The sequence below is a fragment of the Pedobacter miscanthi genome, from assembly GCF_032678605.1.
Taxonomy (GTDB): domain Bacteria; phylum Bacteroidota; class Bacteroidia; order Sphingobacteriales; family Sphingobacteriaceae; genus Pedobacter; species Pedobacter miscanthi_A.
In genome coordinates, this window is the sequence record NZ_JAVTSU010000008.1 from 145,579 (window position 1) to 164,425 (window position 18,847).

The 18,847-nt window shown below is 41.6% G+C and carries 10 protein-coding genes; 2 read left to right on the forward strand and 8 right to left on the reverse strand.

Going from position 1 to position 18,847, the window contains the following annotated elements:
* Window positions 1-13 precede the first annotated feature (13 nt).
* From R2R28_RS13680 to R2R28_RS13695, 4 genes are read right to left on the reverse strand one after another with little or no spacing between them, the layout of a single operon-like run.
* Window positions 14-2,074 carry a polysaccharide lyase family 8 super-sandwich domain-containing protein gene (locus R2R28_RS13680; RefSeq protein WP_316826250.1) on the reverse strand — a complete coding sequence of 687 codons (2,061 nt, stop codon included), beginning with the start codon at window positions 2,072-2,074 and terminating at the stop codon, window positions 14-16.
* Between the two features lie 16 nt (window positions 2,075-2,090).
* Complete coding sequence (locus R2R28_RS13685) at window positions 2,091-3,014, reverse strand: DUF5017 domain-containing protein (RefSeq protein WP_316826251.1); 924 nt, start codon at window positions 3,012-3,014, stop codon at window positions 2,091-2,093.
* Between the two features lie 21 nt (window positions 3,015-3,035).
* Window positions 3,036-4,937, reverse strand: coding sequence for a RagB/SusD family nutrient uptake outer membrane protein (locus tag R2R28_RS13690; protein ID WP_316826252.1), 1,902 nt, complete (start codon window positions 4,935-4,937; stop codon window positions 3,036-3,038).
* A gap of 21 nt (window positions 4,938-4,958) precedes the next feature.
* Entirely contained in the window at window positions 4,959-8,165 is a 3,207-nt protein-coding gene (locus R2R28_RS13695; protein ID WP_316826253.1) for a TonB-dependent receptor, read from the reverse strand.
* Window positions 8,166-8,363: 198 nt separating this feature from the next.
* Here R2R28_RS13695 and R2R28_RS13700 point away from each other — a divergent pair, with 198 nt between their 5' ends.
* Entirely contained in the window at window positions 8,364-12,416 is a 4,053-nt protein-coding gene (locus R2R28_RS13700) for a two-component regulator propeller domain-containing protein (protein WP_316826254.1), read from the forward strand.
* A gap of 281 nt (window positions 12,417-12,697) precedes the next feature.
* Window positions 12,698-13,186 (forward strand): peptide-methionine (S)-S-oxide reductase MsrA, encoded by a 489-nt coding sequence (msrA, locus tag R2R28_RS13705; protein WP_316826255.1) that lies wholly within the window; start codon window positions 12,698-12,700, stop codon window positions 13,184-13,186.
* 376 nt (window positions 13,187-13,562) lie between these two features.
* Here msrA and R2R28_RS13710 read toward each other — a convergent pair whose 3' ends face one another.
* The 4 genes from R2R28_RS13710 to R2R28_RS13725 all read right to left on the reverse strand — a co-directional run bounded on the left by R2R28_RS13710 (window position 13,563) and on the right by R2R28_RS13725 (window position 18,842).
* The gene (locus R2R28_RS13710) at window positions 13,563-16,004 is read right to left on the reverse strand and encodes a bifunctional YncE family protein/alkaline phosphatase family protein (RefSeq protein ID WP_316826256.1); all 2,442 of its coding nucleotides are present in this window, start codon (window positions 16,002-16,004) and stop codon (window positions 13,563-13,565) included.
* Window positions 16,005-16,027: 23 nt separating this feature from the next.
* Window positions 16,028-16,867, reverse strand: a complete 840-nt coding sequence (locus R2R28_RS13715) for a hypothetical protein (protein WP_316826257.1) — start codon at window positions 16,865-16,867, stop codon at window positions 16,028-16,030.
* Window positions 16,868-16,869: 2 nt separating this feature from the next.
* A complete protein-coding gene (locus R2R28_RS13720; RefSeq protein WP_316826258.1) occupies window positions 16,870-17,715 on the reverse strand; it encodes a metallophosphoesterase family protein in 846 nt (281 codons plus the stop codon).
* A gap of 473 nt (window positions 17,716-18,188) precedes the next feature.
* A complete protein-coding gene (locus R2R28_RS13725; RefSeq protein ID WP_316826259.1) occupies window positions 18,189-18,842 on the reverse strand; it encodes a LysE family transporter in 654 nt (217 codons plus the stop codon).
* Between the last annotated feature and the right edge of the window lie 5 nt (window positions 18,843-18,847).

Consider the following 18,847-nt stretch of genomic DNA (forward strand, 5'->3'; position numbering starts at 1 on the left):
TTAGTATCTGTAATTATTCTTTAATGTCAAAATTTGCAGTAGCCCCGGCTTGCAGGCCAGTTGGCAGATTGCAGTTTATTTTTTGGATTTTTAATAGGCCGGGCAACTTTAGCGACACATTTATGCTGGCATTTTCCTGTGCCGGATCGGCAATGTAAAGCGTAGGGTTTTTACTGTTTAAGTTTTTGATGTACACCGTACAGGGCTGATCGACAGTTAGCGATAGCCCATCGGCAGATAAATTCCCTGCTTTATAAAAAACGGCCTGGAGCATGTTTATACCAGTATGTTTTACTGCCTGCAGTTCTTCTGTGTTTTTCAATACCTGTATCAGCGATCTGTCGTACTTTTTTAATCCGACTGCATCGATCCCGGGTACAACAATATACTGGTAACCAGCATTTTGAGGATTTACACCATGGTTTAACCAGATTTTAAACACCTCATGTTTGAGTTCTGTGCTGCTTTGGAAATAGTTGATACGTTTCCAGCTGCCGGTTTGGGGCTTATTGCTGATTTCCACTTCCCCACCATGGGGAAAAATATACCCGATACTATCTTGAATGGCCCATTTTTCACCATTTCCTTTTGAAGATAATACCTGACCGCGCAACCAAGCCTGGTTAACCGTTGTGGTAATGTTTTCTTTTGCACTGCTCTTAATTCCTGCCCCCAAACAAACCACCTCTTTATCAAAAAAGAACCATGCCTTTTTAGCCTGAACACTATCGTAGCTTAAATCGTAGCAGGATACGCCATACGCGCCATCGCTAACCCCACCTACAAATTTGGTGGTTCCGGGGATGCCCCACTCTTTCAATATGGTTGCGCCTTTATCATCTGGGTAATCCCTGCTGGTGGTACCGGGTATTTTGTCCCACTCCCAAACCGGCATTAAATTGGCATATTCTGAACCGCTTCGCTGGATATTGGTTGCCCCATCTGGGAGAAATTTCCCCAAAACGTTTTCATTGTTTCCACGTTCGGTGCGGAGTGTTCTGGTGGATGCAGTTTGTACACTAAATGTATATGCAGGACGAAGATGCAGGGTATAACCACTTTTCCAGAATTGGGTGTGCGAGGGTTCAATTTTGTAACCCGGTGCCTGCGCTCCTGAAGTACGTTTAATGGAAGCATCCCAATAAGCTGCATTTTCAGGATCGAAGCGTTTAATCTTATTTACCATGCCTCCCATGCCGCTGCTTAACGAATCTTTTCGGCTAATGCCACGTCCACGCACATTGAAATCGTAAAACGATCCCCTGATGGTTTTCAGAAAGGTATTTTTAAGATAATTGACCAAAATAGCCAGCTGATTTTTTGGCAGCGCGTATTCCGTACCACGTAAATAGAAAGCCGCATTAACAGAATTGCCGGCAAATACCTTCCCATAACTGGCAATGGCCTGTTGTTTGCCGTGCTGAAAGTAACTGCCATCTACCTGAACGCCTTCTTTACCATCAGCAATGGCAATCGGTTCGTAAAGGTATTTCGCAGCTGAATCTAAAGTAGCTTTGTTTTTGGTTAAACAGCCACGGTACAGAAAATGTAGCGCTTCATCAGAGGTATTGGCCCCGTCGCCTGCCTTCAATTTCCGGATCATTCTCGTAATTAAAGCCTTTTCCAGCTCGAGCGGAAGCTGTGTTTTGGCATTCCGCATCAGGATTAAGATCTGCCCGATGGCCTGCGGATAAAAAATATCGTTATACCACCAGTTTTTGTTCTTCGGATTTTTATCCAGCCAATTTTGCAACGATTTAACAATAGCAGCATGAATTTCCGCATGGTTATAAAGATTGTTTGACGGACGCATGTAAGCCGTTGCCATGTCCTTGATCCGCTTTAAAGGATTGTACTGCGCATCGGCATAATTAATATCTGCCCAACTTCCATCTGCATTTAAGGATGTCTGATCTTTGTTTATCCTTTTTGCCAGTACCCCATCGTTTACGCCCAGTTGCAAGTCCTGGGTGATACGCTCCATAATTACCGCATAAGGTTCTTCCTGCGCTACGGCAAAAAATGTTGCAAAACACAAGAAAAACAGGATTAACGGCATTTTTAATTTTATCATTTTTTATCGGCTTTGTTTACTGGATCACTTTTATATTAAACGCTACAATGCTGTTTTTAAGCTCGTTAGGGTTAACGTTATAAGAAACAAATGTTGCCTTGTATTTGCCCACTGCCCCATATTTATAAGCATAAGCAGTAGTTGCAGATGCCGTGATGTTTTTGACGGTTGCGGTAGAAATATCTGGTGATACCCGGCCAACATAAAGCGCTTTGCTGATGATCCAGCTGGTGTTGCTAGGTGATGTTGCGGTACCACCGATAATGGTTAATGCGGTGGTGGTAGGTACCCACCTCGCGGTTGCGGGGTTCCAAACATTGCCGTAGCGGGTCCAATAGGCATTATCGTTTACCAATGAGCCCAAATTATAGCTGTAATCAGCCAATACATTGTTTACGGTATAATTGGTTATGGTCCAGGTTCTTTGTGTAGATCCCGTTATCCCTGAATATTTAAAGGCAATAAAAAGCGAATCGTTGATGCCGTTTACCAGATCGGATAAATTAACATTGCCCGTATTTACCGCAGTGGCACTGGTAGCCAAAGGCGTTCGGGCGGTGATGTTTGTCCAGGCGGCGTTTACCACAGTGGCTGAATCCCTCGAAGGCAGTTTATTGGTTGCCAGAACCTGCAAGGTATTGGTCTGTGTACCAAACTGTGCAGTACTGGTAAATGACAGCGTCGGCACCCCCAAAGCCATCACCCTATCGCGGAATTCATATTTGTTACCTACCGTACCCGCCCAAAAAGCAATGTTATCGGCATAACCATCGAGCGAAAACTTACAGGTATCGCCAAGTTTAAAAACCAGTGTATCGCCAATGCTAGAACGGGCATTGTTCAGGTTGATGCCCGCAGTTGGGGCATCGGTAGTGAGGTCCTTTTTGCAAGCCGTAAAACATAAACCTGCAAGCAAACATATATTGAATAGATATTTCATCTTTATTTCTGTTATGGTGAATTAATATCCAGGATTTTGAACCAGGGCCTTATTTAAGTTTAACTCGTAGGTTGGTTTGGGTAAAAACACATGCCTTTGTGTAATCCCTGTGATGCCCGAATAACCAATGGCATTTCCGGTAGTTGCCGAAACACCATTTGCAACCGCATAATTGGCAAAAGCCTGCATATCGCCCACAAAATTGCCCCAGCGGATCAGATCTGCTTTACGGTAGGCTTCAAAGCACAGTTCGCGCATGCGTTCATCCCTGATGGCCAATTGGAAATCAACTTTATTTAATCCTGGCGTAAGCAGGTATTCATTCCCGTTAGTAATGCTCGCGGTAGCCGTAGCTGTTACACCTGTTGCTGGCGCAGCAATACTTACTGTTGGCGCACTGGTAAAATATGGACCTGCAGCGGTTAAATTTCCGCGATTGGTTAATTTTACGCCGGTAACCACACCAGCAGTAGAAACGATGGCAACACCTGTTGCACCAGAGCCACCGCCACCACTAATGGTAACCACAGGCGGGTTGGTTGCACTGTAACCCGAACCACCGTTTACTATGGTAATATTTTTAACAATATTGCCGTACATGGTACCATAACCTCTTTTCCTTACCAAATTAATGGCATCGTAGGCAGCTGCGGTTGGTCCGTTTACCTGGTTTTCAGCTTCTGCTTTCATCAATAACACATCCGAGTAGCGGATTACCGGCCAGTTGATGTTATAAGTGCCTAAATTCCTTGAAGCTTCGGGAGCATACTCGCGACGGAATTTTCCACACATCATCTGCCAGGGATTGGGTTTGTCGGTTTTAACCCTTGTGGCATTTGTGGTATTCACCGTCCAGATGAAATCAGCACAATTCCAGTCTCTTCGGGTATCTAAAGATGCTTTATTTACCAGTGTACTAGTTGGCTCAACCTCATAACTATCGAATAACTTTTTAGTGGTTTGCACCCAACCAACCGCAGCATAAGAAGCAGGATCGAAGGTTCCATTTACGGTAAGGATGGCTGACTGAATGCCAACAAAATTCCCAATATCGTTACCGGTTTTATTGGTTACGCCTGCTGCTGCACCGGCAGATCCCCACTCTAAAATATCTTCTTTAACATCGTACTTATCCTGACATAAATTGATAAAAACCTGTTTATAATCCGGATTTAAGGCATGAAGACCGGAATTGATCACTTTATCGGCATATACAATCACATCGGCATATTTAGTGGCATCGTTGGTAGGGTAACCGGCCCAATACAGGTATACACGGGCCATCATAGCCTGTACTGCAGTAATGGTTACCTGATCGTTATAACCTAAACTGGCTGCTGTTCTGCCTTGCAATAAGGTTTCAGCCTCTTTTAAGTCGGCTACAATCTGTGCATACACCGCTGCCTGAGATGAGGCCGGGATATTGGTTTCGGCAATGCCCGGACTATGCAGAATTAACGGAACTTCACCAAAATTGGTGGTAAGGATAAAGTAATTATATGCCCTTAAAAATAAAGCCTGGCCTTTGATATAACCACGTTGTTTTTCATCCATCGTGGGTTTGTTGATATTATCGATCAGCACGTTGGCATTGTTGATGCCCAGATAAGGCCAGCGCCAAACATCGGCAACATACGCATGACCGGCATCGTAAGAATAATACAATCCGCGGGCCTCGCCATTTACCGGTCTGTTCGGTAGCATTTCGTCGGTTGCACTTACAAAATTAAAGTTCAGCACCTGCCCGTACATCCGTTCGTACATCATATTGCTATATACACCGTTTAGCGCCACCTGTAACTGGTCTGCCGTTTCGTAGTAATTTGCCGGACTATAAAAATCAGTTGGTTCGGTATCTAAGAATTTCTTGCATGATGATAAACCCATCACAAATAAAAAAGCAAGGATATATTTATTTTTCATTGTCTTATCTTTTAATGGTGATTAAAATGTTGCGTTTAAACCAAAGGTTACCGTAAATGATTGCGGATAGGTTCCATAATCAAAACCTGGCGTAAGGTTGCTCGGCCTTGATGAAGCTTCGGGATCCAGACCCGAATAACCGGTAATGGTTAACAGGTTTTGGGCCGATGCATTTAAACGCAGTTTAGACAGGCCGATGCTTTTAAGCATCTTGTTGGAGAAATTGTAACCCAACTGAACGGTTTTAAGCCTTAAATACGATCCATCTTCTACCACACGGGATGAATAATTTGCCGCAGCCACTCCACCTGCCCTAAAAAGATCGTTGTTCTGATTAGTCGGCGTCCAACGGTTTTCGAAAGAAGCATATTGGTTCAGGTTTGGGTTGGTTACAATACCGCCCTCAAAAACATAACGGTTGGCATTGATGATGTTATTGCCATACGACCATTGCAGGAAAACGCCCAGATCCCAGTTTTTATAGCTGAAATTATTGCTAAAACCACCGGTGTGGATAGGCAAACCGCGACCAATAATGGTATAATCGTTATTATTCACCACCAAATCGCCATTTAGATCTTTGTATTTAATATCGCCCGGCTGGATGGATGCCCTCGTTGAGCCATTTGTAGTCACATTTGGTTTAAGCAAAAATGAGCCATTGGGCATTTTATCAAAATCAGCATATTGATAAACCCCGTCGAAAATCAATCCGTACATCTCACCTACCGAACGGCCCTTTACAGAGATATATGGCGATAAACTGGTATAAGTGGTATTAAAAAACGTTCCGGAGCCGGCTAAAAGTGAATTTTGCCCTTCGGTTAGCTCCAAAATCTTGTTTTTGTTAAAACTGATGTTGAAATTACTTGTCCAGCGGAAGTTTTTGGTTTGGATATTGGTGCTATTTAAGGTGATTTCTAGTCCACGATTTTCTAAACTTCCGATGTTTTTAAACCCTGTTCCGCTCTGTACTCCGCTTGCATAAGGCAATTGGGCGTTCAACAATAAATCGTTGGTTACCCTTTTATAAATATCGGCTGTTAAACCCAAACGGTTTTTAAAAAAGCTCAGGTCTAAACCGATATTGGTTTGTGTGTTGGTTTCCCATTGTAAATCGTAGTTGCCTGCCGCTGTAATTACCGAGCCGATGGCTACGGGTTTGCCATTAAACGAATACCAGTATTGTGTGTTCCCCAGGTTTAACTGTGGCAGATAGGCAAAATCGCCCACACGGTTATTTCCAGATTCGCCATAACCAAAACGTATTTTACCATCCGATAACCAGGTGGCATCTTTCAGGAAGCTTTCCTGACTGAACCTCCACCCTGCTGATGCAGAAGGGAAATAACCCCAGCGTTTGCCCGGCGCAAATTTTGACGATCCATCTGCCCTGAAACTGGCCGTTAAAAGGTATTTTCCTTTGAAATCATAATTCAACCTGCCCAGGAAAGATTGTAGGGTCCAAACCGAACTGCGTGAGTTAACAACCGTATTTGCTGCCGGTACCAAATCGAGTGCATCGATCCCTAAACTTTCGTTGGTAATCTGCGAAGCATATATCGAGCGGTACGAGCTTTTACTCCGCTGTGCAGAATAACCCACTAAAACGGTCAAATTATGGTCTTTATTAAAAGTGTTTTTATAAGTTAAGGTATTATCATTTAACCAGTTAAAAGCCGGACTGGTGGCATAAGTTCCGTTCGGGCCGGATGAATTCCATTTACTGCCCGATTGGGTTAAGGAGTTATTAAAAATATTGGTTTCGGTATTGGCATTAGTAATGCCCGCAGCCACCCTCAGTTTTAATTTTGGTGTAAAAGCATATTCTGCATAACCATTGGCTACCATAGTAGTGGTTTTATACATGGTTTTCTGGTTTTCCAAACTGATCAACGGGTTTACACGGTAATCCTGGTTGTTGGCAAGTTCGTTTGTTGGATCGTAAAACGAATCAACCAGATTGGTTCCCTGATCCCTGCCCGAAAGCGCTGCAGCCGGACGATAGCCCCAAACCGAATATAATAGCACCGAAGAAGCATAAAAATTGGTGGCCGAAATCGGTGTCCCAAAAGTTTCGCTGTAGGCATAGTTTACGTTCACGCCCGCCTTTAATTTATCGGTCACATTCTGATCGAGCACAAAACGGCCCTGATAACGTTTAAATCCGCTAAACTTTACAATCCCCTTCTGATCGTTATAGTTACCCGAGATGGAATAAGTTGTTTTATCATTTCCTCCCCTTAGGGCAATATCGTGGTTCTGGTTTTGTCCGTTCTGGAAAATGTAATCCTGCATATCCAGGCTCTGCACATTTTGATAATCGTTAATCGTCACGCCGTTTTTCAGGTAAACCGAATCGGCAAAAACAGAATTGAGTTCCTTAACATACTTTACAAACTCAAAAGCATTCATCACCGGGATTTTATCGGGCGATTTTTGCGTACCGTAGTAGGCATTATAGCTCAACTGCGGTTTTCCCGCTTTCCCTCTTTTGGTGGTGATCAATACCACACCGTTCGATCCGCGTGCACCATAAATGGCCGTAGCCGATGCATCTTTCAACACATCTATGGTTTCGATATCTGATGGATTGATTGAATTGGCATTGGCATCTTCTGAAGGGAAACCATCGATTACATAAAGTGGCGAATTATCCTGCGAGATGGAGCCGGCACCGCGGATGACGATATTAGCCGTTGCCCCAGGCTGCCCGTCGCTTGTAGATACCTGCACACCAGCCACCCGTCCGGCCAGTGCCTGATCGAACGATTTAACCGGAGCCTGCTCCAGGTCTTTCATATTTACCGAACCTACTGCTCCGGTAAGGTCGGCCCTTTTGGTGGTGCCATAACCTACTACTACCACATCGCTCAAGCCGGTTATTGAAGATTTTAAGGAAACGTTTAGCGTAGTTCTTGTTCCAACCGTAACCGATTGCGTGGCATAACCTACATAATTAAATACCAGCTGATCGGTAGCCAGTGCCTGGATTTTAAACCTGCCGTCGGCATCGGTCTGTGTGGTGGTTTTGGTGCCTTTTACCGTAACCGATACACCGGGTACCGTTTGTTTACTTTCGTCGGTAACTACCCCAATAATGGTTTTACTTTGTGCAAAAACATTAACATGAGCCAGGAGCAAAATAGTGAGTAATAATAAGAGTTTAGGGAAAAGAAAGATATGCTGCTTCATATCCATTCTCCACGGGATGTAGAGTTTACTCATAGTTGTTGGTTTTTTGGTTATTGGTTGTTAGTTGATGGTAATGCTTCTTACGGCGCCATCTAAGAACAAACTTATGGCATAAGCCTTTTCCGGAGGGGGGAATTTTCTAAATATTTAGGGTGAATTTTCTAAATATTTGGCAAAAATGCTTTTAAACCATACTTTTAAGCAGCCAAAACAACCATAACCAATTATCCCATGTTTACCAGATTTCTAAAATATTTGCTTTGTGCAAGCCTGTTTTTAGGATATCTGTTACCAGCAAAATGTCAGCAGCCAATACAGTTCGATCATTTAGGCGTAGAAAAAGGTTTATCGCAAACCTCTGTTTTGGCTATTACACAGGATAAAAACGGTTTTATGTGGTTTGGTACCCGTTATGGCTTAAACCGCTACGATGGTTACAATATCAAGGTTTATCAATCTTTACCTGGCGACTCGCTTTCCATCTCTAGCAATTACGTGATCAATCTTTTTTCCGATTCTCGTAAAAACCTATGGGTGGGAACAGACAGAAGTTTAAACCGTTACAACGAAAAAACGGATCATTTCGAACGCATTTATTCAAGGCCAAATGGCATCAGCAATAATGTAATCAACTGCATTACCGAAGATAAAAAAGGCAACATCTGGATCGGCACCTTAAATGGGCTCAATCTTTTGGTTAATGGAGATATTTCAAAAATTAAAGTGTTTTTCAATAATAAATCGGCAAATAAATTATACCGCAACATCAGGGCTGTTAAACAGGATCACGAAGGCAATATCTGGGTAGGAACATCAAACGGGTTGTTAAAAATGACCTTCAAAAATGGTGCATATCAAACCATAATTTTTAAAAGTGATGGCAAACCGGGGGCTATCAGTGAGAATTATATTACCGGGATTATAGAAGACCGGCAACAGAAATTATGGATCAGCACACAGGATAATGGGTTGAATCTTTTTATTCCAGCCAGTAAAACTTTTAAGATTTTTAACCATTCCGAACAGAAAAATTCTTTAGTGAACAGCACCATTAGAACGATGGTTTTAGACGATATCGGCAAGTTGTGGATCGGTACTTTAGACGGGATCAGTGTGATGGATACCCGGCATTTTACCTTTACCAACCTGCAATACGATCCCAGCGACAAAAAAAGTCTGAGCCAGAATTCGGTACACCGGCTGTATAAAGATCAGAACGGTTCTATCTGGGCCGGCACCTATTTCGGAGGGGTAAACATCAATTATCCTTACACCACCGCATTCAATATTTACAGCACCAACAAAAATGCATCAAGTGTAAGCAACAATGCGATAAGCACTTTTGCCGAAGATGAACACAAAAACCTGTGGATTGGTACCGAAGGTGGCGGATTAAACTATTTTAACCGGCTGACCAATAAATTCACGGCTTTTAAAAGTGATGGCCGCAGCAATTCCATTAAATCGAACCTGATTAAAAAAATTATCCTGGATAAAAAAGGTAAACTTTGGATCGGTACACATTCTGGCGGACTTAACTTTTACGACAGCAAAAAAGGCAGTTTCGGCAGTTTCGATTTCAGCGCCAAACAGGAAGATGTACCTGATGAGGTTACTGCTGTGGCCGAAGACCAGCATGGCAGGTTATATGCAGCCACCCAGCGCAACGGCATCAAAATTTCAAATCCCGAAAAAACTAAATTTTACAATTTCGAGCTGCCTGCCCGTTTCCCTGACGCCGGAAGGGTTAAAAGCATGTTGATAACCGATCGTGTTTATTTAGGTACCACCAACGGGCTTTGTATTTACAACATCAATAAAAAAGAATTTTACACCTTAAAAGATCCCAAAACGAAACAGGTTTTAGAATATTATGTAAATGGCATTACCGAAACCAGCAATAAAGAAATTTACATTAGCACTAACAACCAGGGACTTATCCGTTACGATCAGAAAGCAAATAAAATGATCACTTATACGGTAAAGAATGGTTTACCGAACGATAACGTGCTGGGCGTTTTAGAAGACGATAAAGATAACCTATGGATCAGTACCGCCAATGGTTTATCGATGTTTAACCGGAAGAACAAAACTTTTAAAAATTATACCGTGGCCGATGGTTTACCAGGAAATGAGTTTAATGCCAATGCCTTTTTTAAAAATAGCAATGGAGAAATGTTTTTTGGTGGTTACAATGGTTTCATCAGCTTTTATCCTGACCGCATCCAAACCAATAACAAAGCCGCATCATTGGTCATTACCGGTTTAAAAGTAGATAACCAAGATGTAAAAATAAATGCCGAAGATGGCCTGCTCGATCAGAATATCGGTTTAAAGGATAAACTGGAATTTGCCAGCAACCAAAATACCTTTAGTTTAAGTTTCGCGCTGCTGAATTTTATTAAACCCGAAAAAAACCGCTACGCCTACAAATTAGAGGGTTTCGAAAAAAACTGGAATGAAGTAAACATCCCGACTGCTTCTTACACCAACCTGCCACCTGGCAGTTATACTTTTATGGTTAAGGGTGTAAATAACGATGGCATTTCGGGTGCCAATATTCGTAAAATCTACATTATTGTTAAACCACCATTTTATAGAAGCTGGTGGGCATACCTGGTTTATTTTTGTGTTGTTGCAGCCATCGCCATTGTATTTGTTCGCTATTTATTAATCAGGGCGGTACTTAAAAAAGAGAAGGAAATTAACGAGCACAAACTAGAATTTTTCACTAACATTTCGCACGAAATCCGTACGCCCTTAACACTGATTGTTGGTCCGCTGGATAAACTGATTGAAAACGCAAAAGACGATCCTGCCCTAAACCGCGATTTGCAACCCATTAAAAACAATGCCGACCGCCTGATGAACCTGGTTACCGAACTACTCGATTTTAGAAAGGCTGAAAGCGGCAAAATGACTTTACATGTAAGCCCCGGAAATGTAGTAAAGTTCTGCAGGGAAATATTTCTGGCTTTTCAGAATATGGCGATTGCTAAAAATATCGATTATGCTTTCGAATGCGAACAAGCAGAGATGGCACTTTATTTTGATAAAGTCCAAATGGAAAAGGTATTATTTAACCTGTTATCCAATGCTTTTAAGTTTACTCCTGTCAATGGAAAAATCAGCTTAAAAATCTTTGAGGAGAATCAAAATGTTAACATTCAGATCTGTGATAACGGAAAAGGGATTCCTTTAGAAAATCAGCCCAATCTATTCACCAGTTTTTACCAGGCCAATGCTTCCTCTACCATTGGTACGGGTTTAGGTTTGTCACTTTCAAAAAGCATTGTTGAACTGCATCATGGCAAAATTTCTTTCAGCAGTACTCCTAAAACCGATCACGTTTTTGGTAATACCTGCTTTACGGTAAGTTTAAAAACAGGAAAAACACATTTCAGTCAGGAAGATTTTATGGCCGATTATATTTATTACGATGATGCGGCTCATTACAATTTACCAGCCTTACCAGAGATTGAAAACATAGCAAAAGAAAATGGCCTGCCATTAACAGCGACAGAAAAAGATAAAAAAAGCATTTTATTGGTAGAAGATAACGAAGATGTTAGGACTTTTATTAAAAATGCCTTGAAAGATAAATACATCATTTATGAACGCGAAAACGGTGCTACCGGTTTAACTTATGCCCTGGAATTGATCCCAGACCTGATTATTAGTGATATAATGATGCCGGTAATGGATGGCCTCGAACTCTGCCGTAAATTAAAAACAGATGAAAGCACGAGCCATATACCGGTAGTTTTGTTAACGGCCCGTTCTGCTTATGTACATCAAATTAATGGCTTCGAAAATGGAGCTGATGCCTACCTCATGAAACCCTTTAACCTAAAAATACTCAAACTCAATATTCAAAACCTGCTAACCGCCCGTGAAACCATTAAACAAAAGTTTGCACAGGTAATTACGCTCGAACCAAAAAATCTGGTCATCAATAGCACCGAGCAAAATTTCCTAAACAAAATTATCCAGGTAATTGAAGAACGTATTGCCGATCCTGATTTTGACGTACCCACCCTGGCTTCAGCAATAGGCATGAGCCAGCCAGTGCTTTATAAAAAAATAAGGGCCTTGACCGACCTTTCGGTAAACGATTTTATTAAATCACTCAGGATTAAACGGGCGGCACAGCTACTGAAACAGGGCACAGGCAATGTTTCTGAAATTGCTTATGCTGTAGGTTTCAGCGACCGAAAATACTTTAGTTCGGAGTTTAAAAAACACTTTGGCAAAACGCCAAGTGAATTTATGGGTAATGGTTAAGAAGCATAAATAAAGGAAAAATCACCCGGAATATCATTTAATTATTTTTTGGTTAATCGGTTAATGGTATAAATGGGAATTGGCTGTTCGGGAATGACAAACTAAGCAGTTAGCACCATGGGATACTCTTAACCATAAAACAATTTAACAGTCAAGCATAGCACTAAAATATGTTACGTCGATTAACCGATTCAAACAGTTAACCCATCACGCGTTCCTTCTTTACTTTCCTTTTACACTTCTTCGCCGTATCTTTATCTAATCAAAAAAAGGAAAAATATATGAATACTGAAAAAGCCATTCTTGCAGCCGGTTGCTTTTGGGGAGTTGAAGAACTCATCCGTCATTATCCTGGTGTAATTTCTACTGTTGTAGGTTATACCGGTGGTGATGTTCCCAATGCAACTTACCGGAACCATGGTACACACGCCGAAGCCATTGAAGTTACCTTTGATCCAACTGTTTTATCATACCGTAAACTATTAGAATATTTTTTTCAAATCCACGATCCAAGCACCCGCAACAGACAGGGAAATGATGTAGGTACCTCTTACCGTTCTGCTATTTTTTTTAATAGTAAAGAACAGGAAGAAACCGCAAAGGCATTAATTGCAGAATTGGATACTTCGGGTAAATGGCCGGGCAAAATTGTAACCGAGGTAGTACCCGAAACTGATTTCTGGAATGCTGAAGAAGAACATCAGGATTATTTACAAAAAAACCCATATGGTTATACCTGTCACTTTGAAAGACCAGACTGGAAATTATAGAAAGCAAGCTGATCTTTTTCTTTTCTGGAAAATCAGGTACAGTGGCATTTTAGTTTATGCAGCCCTACTGTTCGCTAAATCCCGATGAAAAATCGGTACCGTTGCCATCAGGTTTAGGTGACCTAACAAGCAATACTATTTGGGCTTCCAGGGTGTTGGAATATGATCTGTCTGCATCATGCTAACAATCTTAATAACAGCAGATCTCTTCGGATTTTAAACCTGATTGCCGCGGTAGCGTCCCATTTCCTTCTAATCGGGATTACAAGCAGAAAGCAGGACGAACGTTAAAATGATTACAACAAGAATAATCTTAAAAAAAGGCAGTTTTCGGTTAGAAAATTGCCTTTTTGTTTAAAATGGATTAAATGATGAACTAATCATCATCATCTTTTTTCTTTTTCTCCAGGATCACAAAAGCACTCCGTTTTGGTGCTGGCATTACCGATTGTTCACCTTTAACCGATTTCCACACCACTTCGTTTAAATCTAAATCGGGAGCAGCATCTTCTTTGGCAAAATTGAACATTTCTGAACGTTTGCTGCTTTCGTTTACTGCAACATTCCTCGTATCTAAATCGATAAGCGGCTGAATCACATTATAAGGCGTAAAATCTGGCGTAGCGGTAAAACATTCATAAAGAGGTACTGCCGCAGCATCGTACTGGCTCATTGGCGGTAAACCTAAAATTAACTCCATGGTTCTTAAAAAACCAGAAGTAGAATACATGGTATGAACGGGTGTATTCCTTTTTACATAAGGACCAACTACATAGGCAGGCGAACGGTGTGCATCAACATGATCAGGACCGTTTTGGGCATCATCTTCCAGAATAAAAACAACAGATTCTTTCCAGATTTTGCTATGAGAGAGATGTTCTAATATGCGGCCAACAGCCAAGTCGTTATCAGCAACAGCGGCCTGTGGTGAAAATTTCCCTTTCTTTTGCCCGCTGGTATGATCGTTGGATACCCTTAAAGTACTAAACTGCGGAACAGCACCAGCTACTAACAACGAATCGAAATCGTGCTGCCATGCATCTGCCCTAACCTGATCCTTAATATCCATATCAAAACCTGGCGACGCAGCACACATATGTCCCTGCAACGATTTAATATTTGCTCTACCATAATCACCGAACTCTCCATAACTGCGGTAAGTTACACCCGCCCGCTGACAGTAATCCCATATAAAGCCACCTTTAGGGTAGGTAACAGGCCTGCCGCCTTCAAAACTGGTACTCCCACCGCGTGCACCATAACTGGTAGGCCAGGTTTTTTCTACCACATCGGTTGCATAGGCGGCCATGCTCCAGTTATGTCCATCGGCACTTACCTCGGCATCTACATAGAAATTATCGAGTAACACATAGTGATCAGCAAAAGCATGCTGGTTAGGGGTTACCTTTCTACCAAAGAGTGTTAAAGTAGAATCGCCGTTTCCTTTTGGCATATCGCCCAGCACCTGATCATAGGTCCGGTTTTCTTTAATAATATAAAAAACATGTTTGATGGGCGATTTTTCTCCCTGCCTGCGCGGAATAGGGTTTCCGGCTTCACCATCGGCAGTAACCGTACGCTTGTCGCTAAAAGGCGTATTGGCATACACCTGTTTGGTGTATATTTTTAACTGCTCGGGTTTTGGTGCATCAATAAAAGATAAAGTTCCTTTAAACAAGCCGGCAATGTATTGTAACCTGCTATTGGCTGTACTTCCCATCTGGTAACCGCTGTTATCAACTTTAGAAATCGGTTGTGGCCCCTGTGGGTTGGCCATAGAAGTATTCCCTTTACCATTGGCAACCAGAATTTTCGACCCCAAAACCTTAACGCTTGTTGGGTACCATCCTACCGGAATGAAGCCCTGGCCCTGGCTTACACCAGGCTTGCTTACATCAAAAACAGCCAAACAGTTATTATCGGCATTGGCAATATATAAGGTTTTATCGTTGTTACCCAAAGCCAAACCGTTGGTAGTTGAGCCTGTTAACTGGGTAGCATACAGGGTGGTTGCAATGGTTTCGATTACTTTATTGTGCAGGGTACTGATGACTGAAACCGTGTTATCGTTTGCATTGGCTACAAATAAAACATTTCCCTTTTTATTGAGCAAAAGTTCATTTGGGTGATCGCCAACGGGAATAAGCTTGGTGATGCGTCCAATACCAAGATCAATAACTGCCACAGCTTTTCCACCCCAAAGCGAAGCATAAAGTTTGCTTTCATCTGTTGATAAAACACAACTATAAGCAATTGCAGGAAGTTGAATTTTCTTCACCACCTTCTTTTCAACAGGATTGATAATATATAAACTGCTGTCTTCTTTGGTTACGGTGTATAATTTTGTATTGTTTTTATTTACGGCAATTCCTGCCGGACTAATTTTCCCCTTTGGCCAGATAGGCCCGAGTTTAATCGTATCGCTTTTACCAAATTTGCTATCTTCGATATTAAAATCTAAAATCCAGTTGTCGTTACCACCTGAGGCATAAAGGTGTTTTTCATCTTTACTAAAAGCAATTCCATACCACGATTTAGCCAGTATTTTTTCATCTATAATCTTTTCCGTTTTGGTATCTACCAATTGCAACGACTGCGTACTTTGTCCATTGTTGGTAATGGCCAGGTATTTACCTGATGCACTCAGTTGCATATTTAAAGGCAGATCGCCCAATTGCAAGGAGTGCCCCGCCGGACTCAGTTTCCATCCATTGGGTAATAAAACTTGCTGGGTGCTTTCGTTTTTGCCGGGCGATTGTGCGAATCCTATTTGCACAAAAAGGACACACAGCAGTATTAATATATATGGTTTTTTCATTTCTTAATTGAATATACGCAATATTAGCGGTGAAGATTAAAATTAACCAGAGCCCTGATGATATAGCCATTGCCAGATGCTACCGAACCGATTTCGCGGATGGCCTCTGATGGGATTACCTGACTGTGGGTAGCATAAAAAACAGGTCCCCCCGAAATGGAGAACGAAAGTTTCGAATGGTTTGGCTCCAGGTTGATGGATGGTCCAATCATTACTTTTGCACCGCCTTCTGCTTCGTCTTTTTCCCAAAAACCTTCTAAATCTTGTCCCAAAGCTTCAAGTCCAAGGTATAAAATGCTGGAAACACGGTGTTGATAACCAAAACTAGTAATAAAATCAAGCTTATCTCTCGTTTTATCAAAAGCTTTTTCAAAGCGGAGATTCCCTGCCATTCTCCAGTTTGTCTGGTCAAATGAAGCTGTAATACGGCTGATTGCGGAACCAACGCTCGACCAATCTCTGCTTAATCCCAAACCAGCACCTAATCTGAAACCCCTTATTCCTTTACCACCTATTAAATCTCTGATCACTTCGGCTTGTTCGGCAGAGGTAACACCACCGGCATTGGCAAAGCCGATTGCAGCCGTTGCATATAGAGTAAACCTGCTCCCTAAATATCCTTTAACACCAAACTGCTGCCCTAAACCATCATAACCAAACTGTCCGTTCGTTCTTTCACCATAACTTCCGGAGTAATGGATATTCCATCTTGTGTTTTCTGCGGTTAAGGTATTCAAAGAAAACAGAAAAGGTTGTGCAGCATTCGTTCCGCTCTTGATTTCAGGTTTAACATCGCTTATTTTCTGCGCTGCACAGTTTAAAACTGTAGCAGCCAGAATGAGTATTAAAAATGTCTTTTTCATTGCTAGAATTTCGTTTCATTTAACAAAGGCGATCCGCTTGCATTTACCTGATAAGTCTGGATCTGATCATTTTCATCAACCTCAACAATCCGGTAGCCTTTATAAGCTGTACCCCAGTTACCCCCAATGTGTGCATCAAAAAAATGAGGCAGTTTATCGGTATAAAAAACAGCATCGAGACTATGGTCGTGGCCATGAAACACAGCCTTTACGTTGGGGTAACTATGCAATAGTTTAATGGTATCCGGACAGTCGACAAATGGATTTTCGGGCACCCAAAAATGAGGCGGGATATGTAATACCACGAAAACAGTTTTCAAGGTTTTAAATTTATCCAGCTCCCGTTTTAAAAAATCATTGTCCGGACATAAATAAGTGCCTTTGGTATCGGAAGTATTGGCCAGCACAAAACCGACTCCATTTTTTTCGAAAGAAAAATTATCCTCATAACCAAAAACCGATTTCCAAATCTTGGTATCTGCATGATCGTGGTTGCCCGGAATGGCATAAAAGGGCACTTTAAGCTTATCGTAATAATCCTTTTTAACTTCTGGTAATAAATCCGGACGATCGTGTACCAGATCGCCATTGATGATCACAAAATTTAAGGGATTTTTATCGTGTGTTTCATTGAGCCACTTTACAATATTTTCATGGTTCTGTTTGTATTCCGTTCCCGGCTGGCCATAGTGGCCATCAGAAGCAATGGCAAAACGTAATTTAGGCGCTTTACCCAACTTAGCAGAAACAGGATGCGGTTCATCAGCAAAAGAGGTTAAAACTGGCGAAATGCTGGCCACTACCGCAGCGGCCAAACTATTTTTGAGGAAAAATCGTCTGTTAGACATAAGGATAAAATATGTTTTGTATCAAAGCTCAATATTAGGTGGAGCAAGCTTCTTAAACATAAATTTAATGTTATGATTAGGTTAACAAAACCTTATCCATGTATCAATTTTATAACAGAAAGATCTATTCCCCGGCCCGTGTCCTCTCGGAACAAGGACAATAATCTTGTAGCAACAAACTCTTCTTTGGGGTTACAGTACATGATGAAAAAAATCGCATATCCTTAAAAACAGCGTCATTCCCAACTTGATTGGGAACCACCGAATGCTCATGAATGCCTTTGAAAAAATGAAAATGTATGAGTAATCGTAATGCCTTGGCCGGGCTTGTAGGTTTCATTAAGATTCCCTCCTACGCGGGAATGACGATATCCCGTATTCTATTATGAACACCCTATACTTTCCTAAAAATCAACCGTTTTGATGGAAATAATGGAATATTATTATTGATTTCTGTGTCTGTGTGGCAACCCCTAAAGAATAACGATCGCCTGTTTCACCACAAGATAAGCTGCCAGCGCATACAAAAATATGGCGATTGATTTATTGATAATCAGGCTACTCAGCGCAAATTTTTCCTGGATGTAAGTTGCAAAATGCGCATATACATAAAGGGCTAAAGAAGAACCCACTCCAGAACCTAAACTAAAAATAACCAATGAAAGGTAATCTGTTTCAATCCATTGGTGTAAAATTACATAGTTACCAAAAAACAACCAGAATGGAATCTGAACGGGATTTAATACGCCCAGAATTAGTCCGTATAATACGCTTCCACTGCGCTTATCCTCTTTTTTATTGCTTGTTTTAGGCACTTTTTTCCTGTTTTTCCAGGTAATGGTACCCATCACCAAAAACATCACAATCATAAAGCAATCAACCAAAGTGCTTAACCGCACTTCGCTTACCGCTTCGTTCGGATTGATATCACTCATGGCCCATCTGGCAAAACGCATCATCCCGAAGGTAAAAAACACTTCTACACAGGAGAACGATAGGATAAAATACCAAACCTGGCGCATGCCTTTATTAATAGCCAGCTGCGCAACAGTAAGGTTAATGTTGCCCGGGGGAATATACCCCATGGCATTGAGAATGATGCCAATGAAAAACGTTAGAAAAAGCATTGCCG

What these genes read in the sequence shown, in the direction of transcription:
- R2R28_RS13680 (WP_316826250.1), bottom strand. Translation starts at nt 2,074, where the DNA reads ATGATAAAATTAAAAATGCCGTTAATCCTGTTTTTCTTGTGTTTTGCA.
- R2R28_RS13685 (WP_316826251.1), bottom strand. Translation starts at nt 3,014, where the DNA reads ATGAAATATCTATTCAATATATGTTTGCTTGCAGGTTTATGTTTTACG.
- R2R28_RS13690 (WP_316826252.1), bottom strand. Translation starts at nt 4,937, where the DNA reads ATGAAAAATAAATATATCCTTGCTTTTTTATTTGTGATGGGTTTATCA.
- R2R28_RS13695 (WP_316826253.1), bottom strand. Translation starts at nt 8,165, where the DNA reads ATGAGTAAACTCTACATCCCGTGGAGAATGGATATGAAGCAGCATATC.
- R2R28_RS13700 (WP_316826254.1), top strand. Translation starts at nt 8,364, where the DNA reads ATGTTTACCAGATTTCTAAAATATTTGCTTTGTGCAAGCCTGTTTTTA.
- msrA (WP_316826255.1), top strand. Translation starts at nt 12,698, where the DNA reads ATGAATACTGAAAAAGCCATTCTTGCAGCCGGTTGCTTTTGGGGAGTT.
- R2R28_RS13710 (WP_316826256.1), bottom strand. Translation starts at nt 16,004, where the DNA reads ATGAAAAAACCATATATATTAATACTGCTGTGTGTCCTTTTTGTGCAA.
- R2R28_RS13715 (WP_316826257.1), bottom strand. Translation starts at nt 16,867, where the DNA reads ATGAAAAAGACATTTTTAATACTCATTCTGGCTGCTACAGTTTTAAAC.
- R2R28_RS13720 (WP_316826258.1), bottom strand. Translation starts at nt 17,715, where the DNA reads ATGTCTAACAGACGATTTTTCCTCAAAAATAGTTTGGCCGCTGCGGTA.
- R2R28_RS13725 (WP_316826259.1), bottom strand. Translation starts at nt 18,842, where the DNA reads ATGCTTTTTCTAACGTTTTTCATTGGCATCATTCTCAATGCCATGGGG.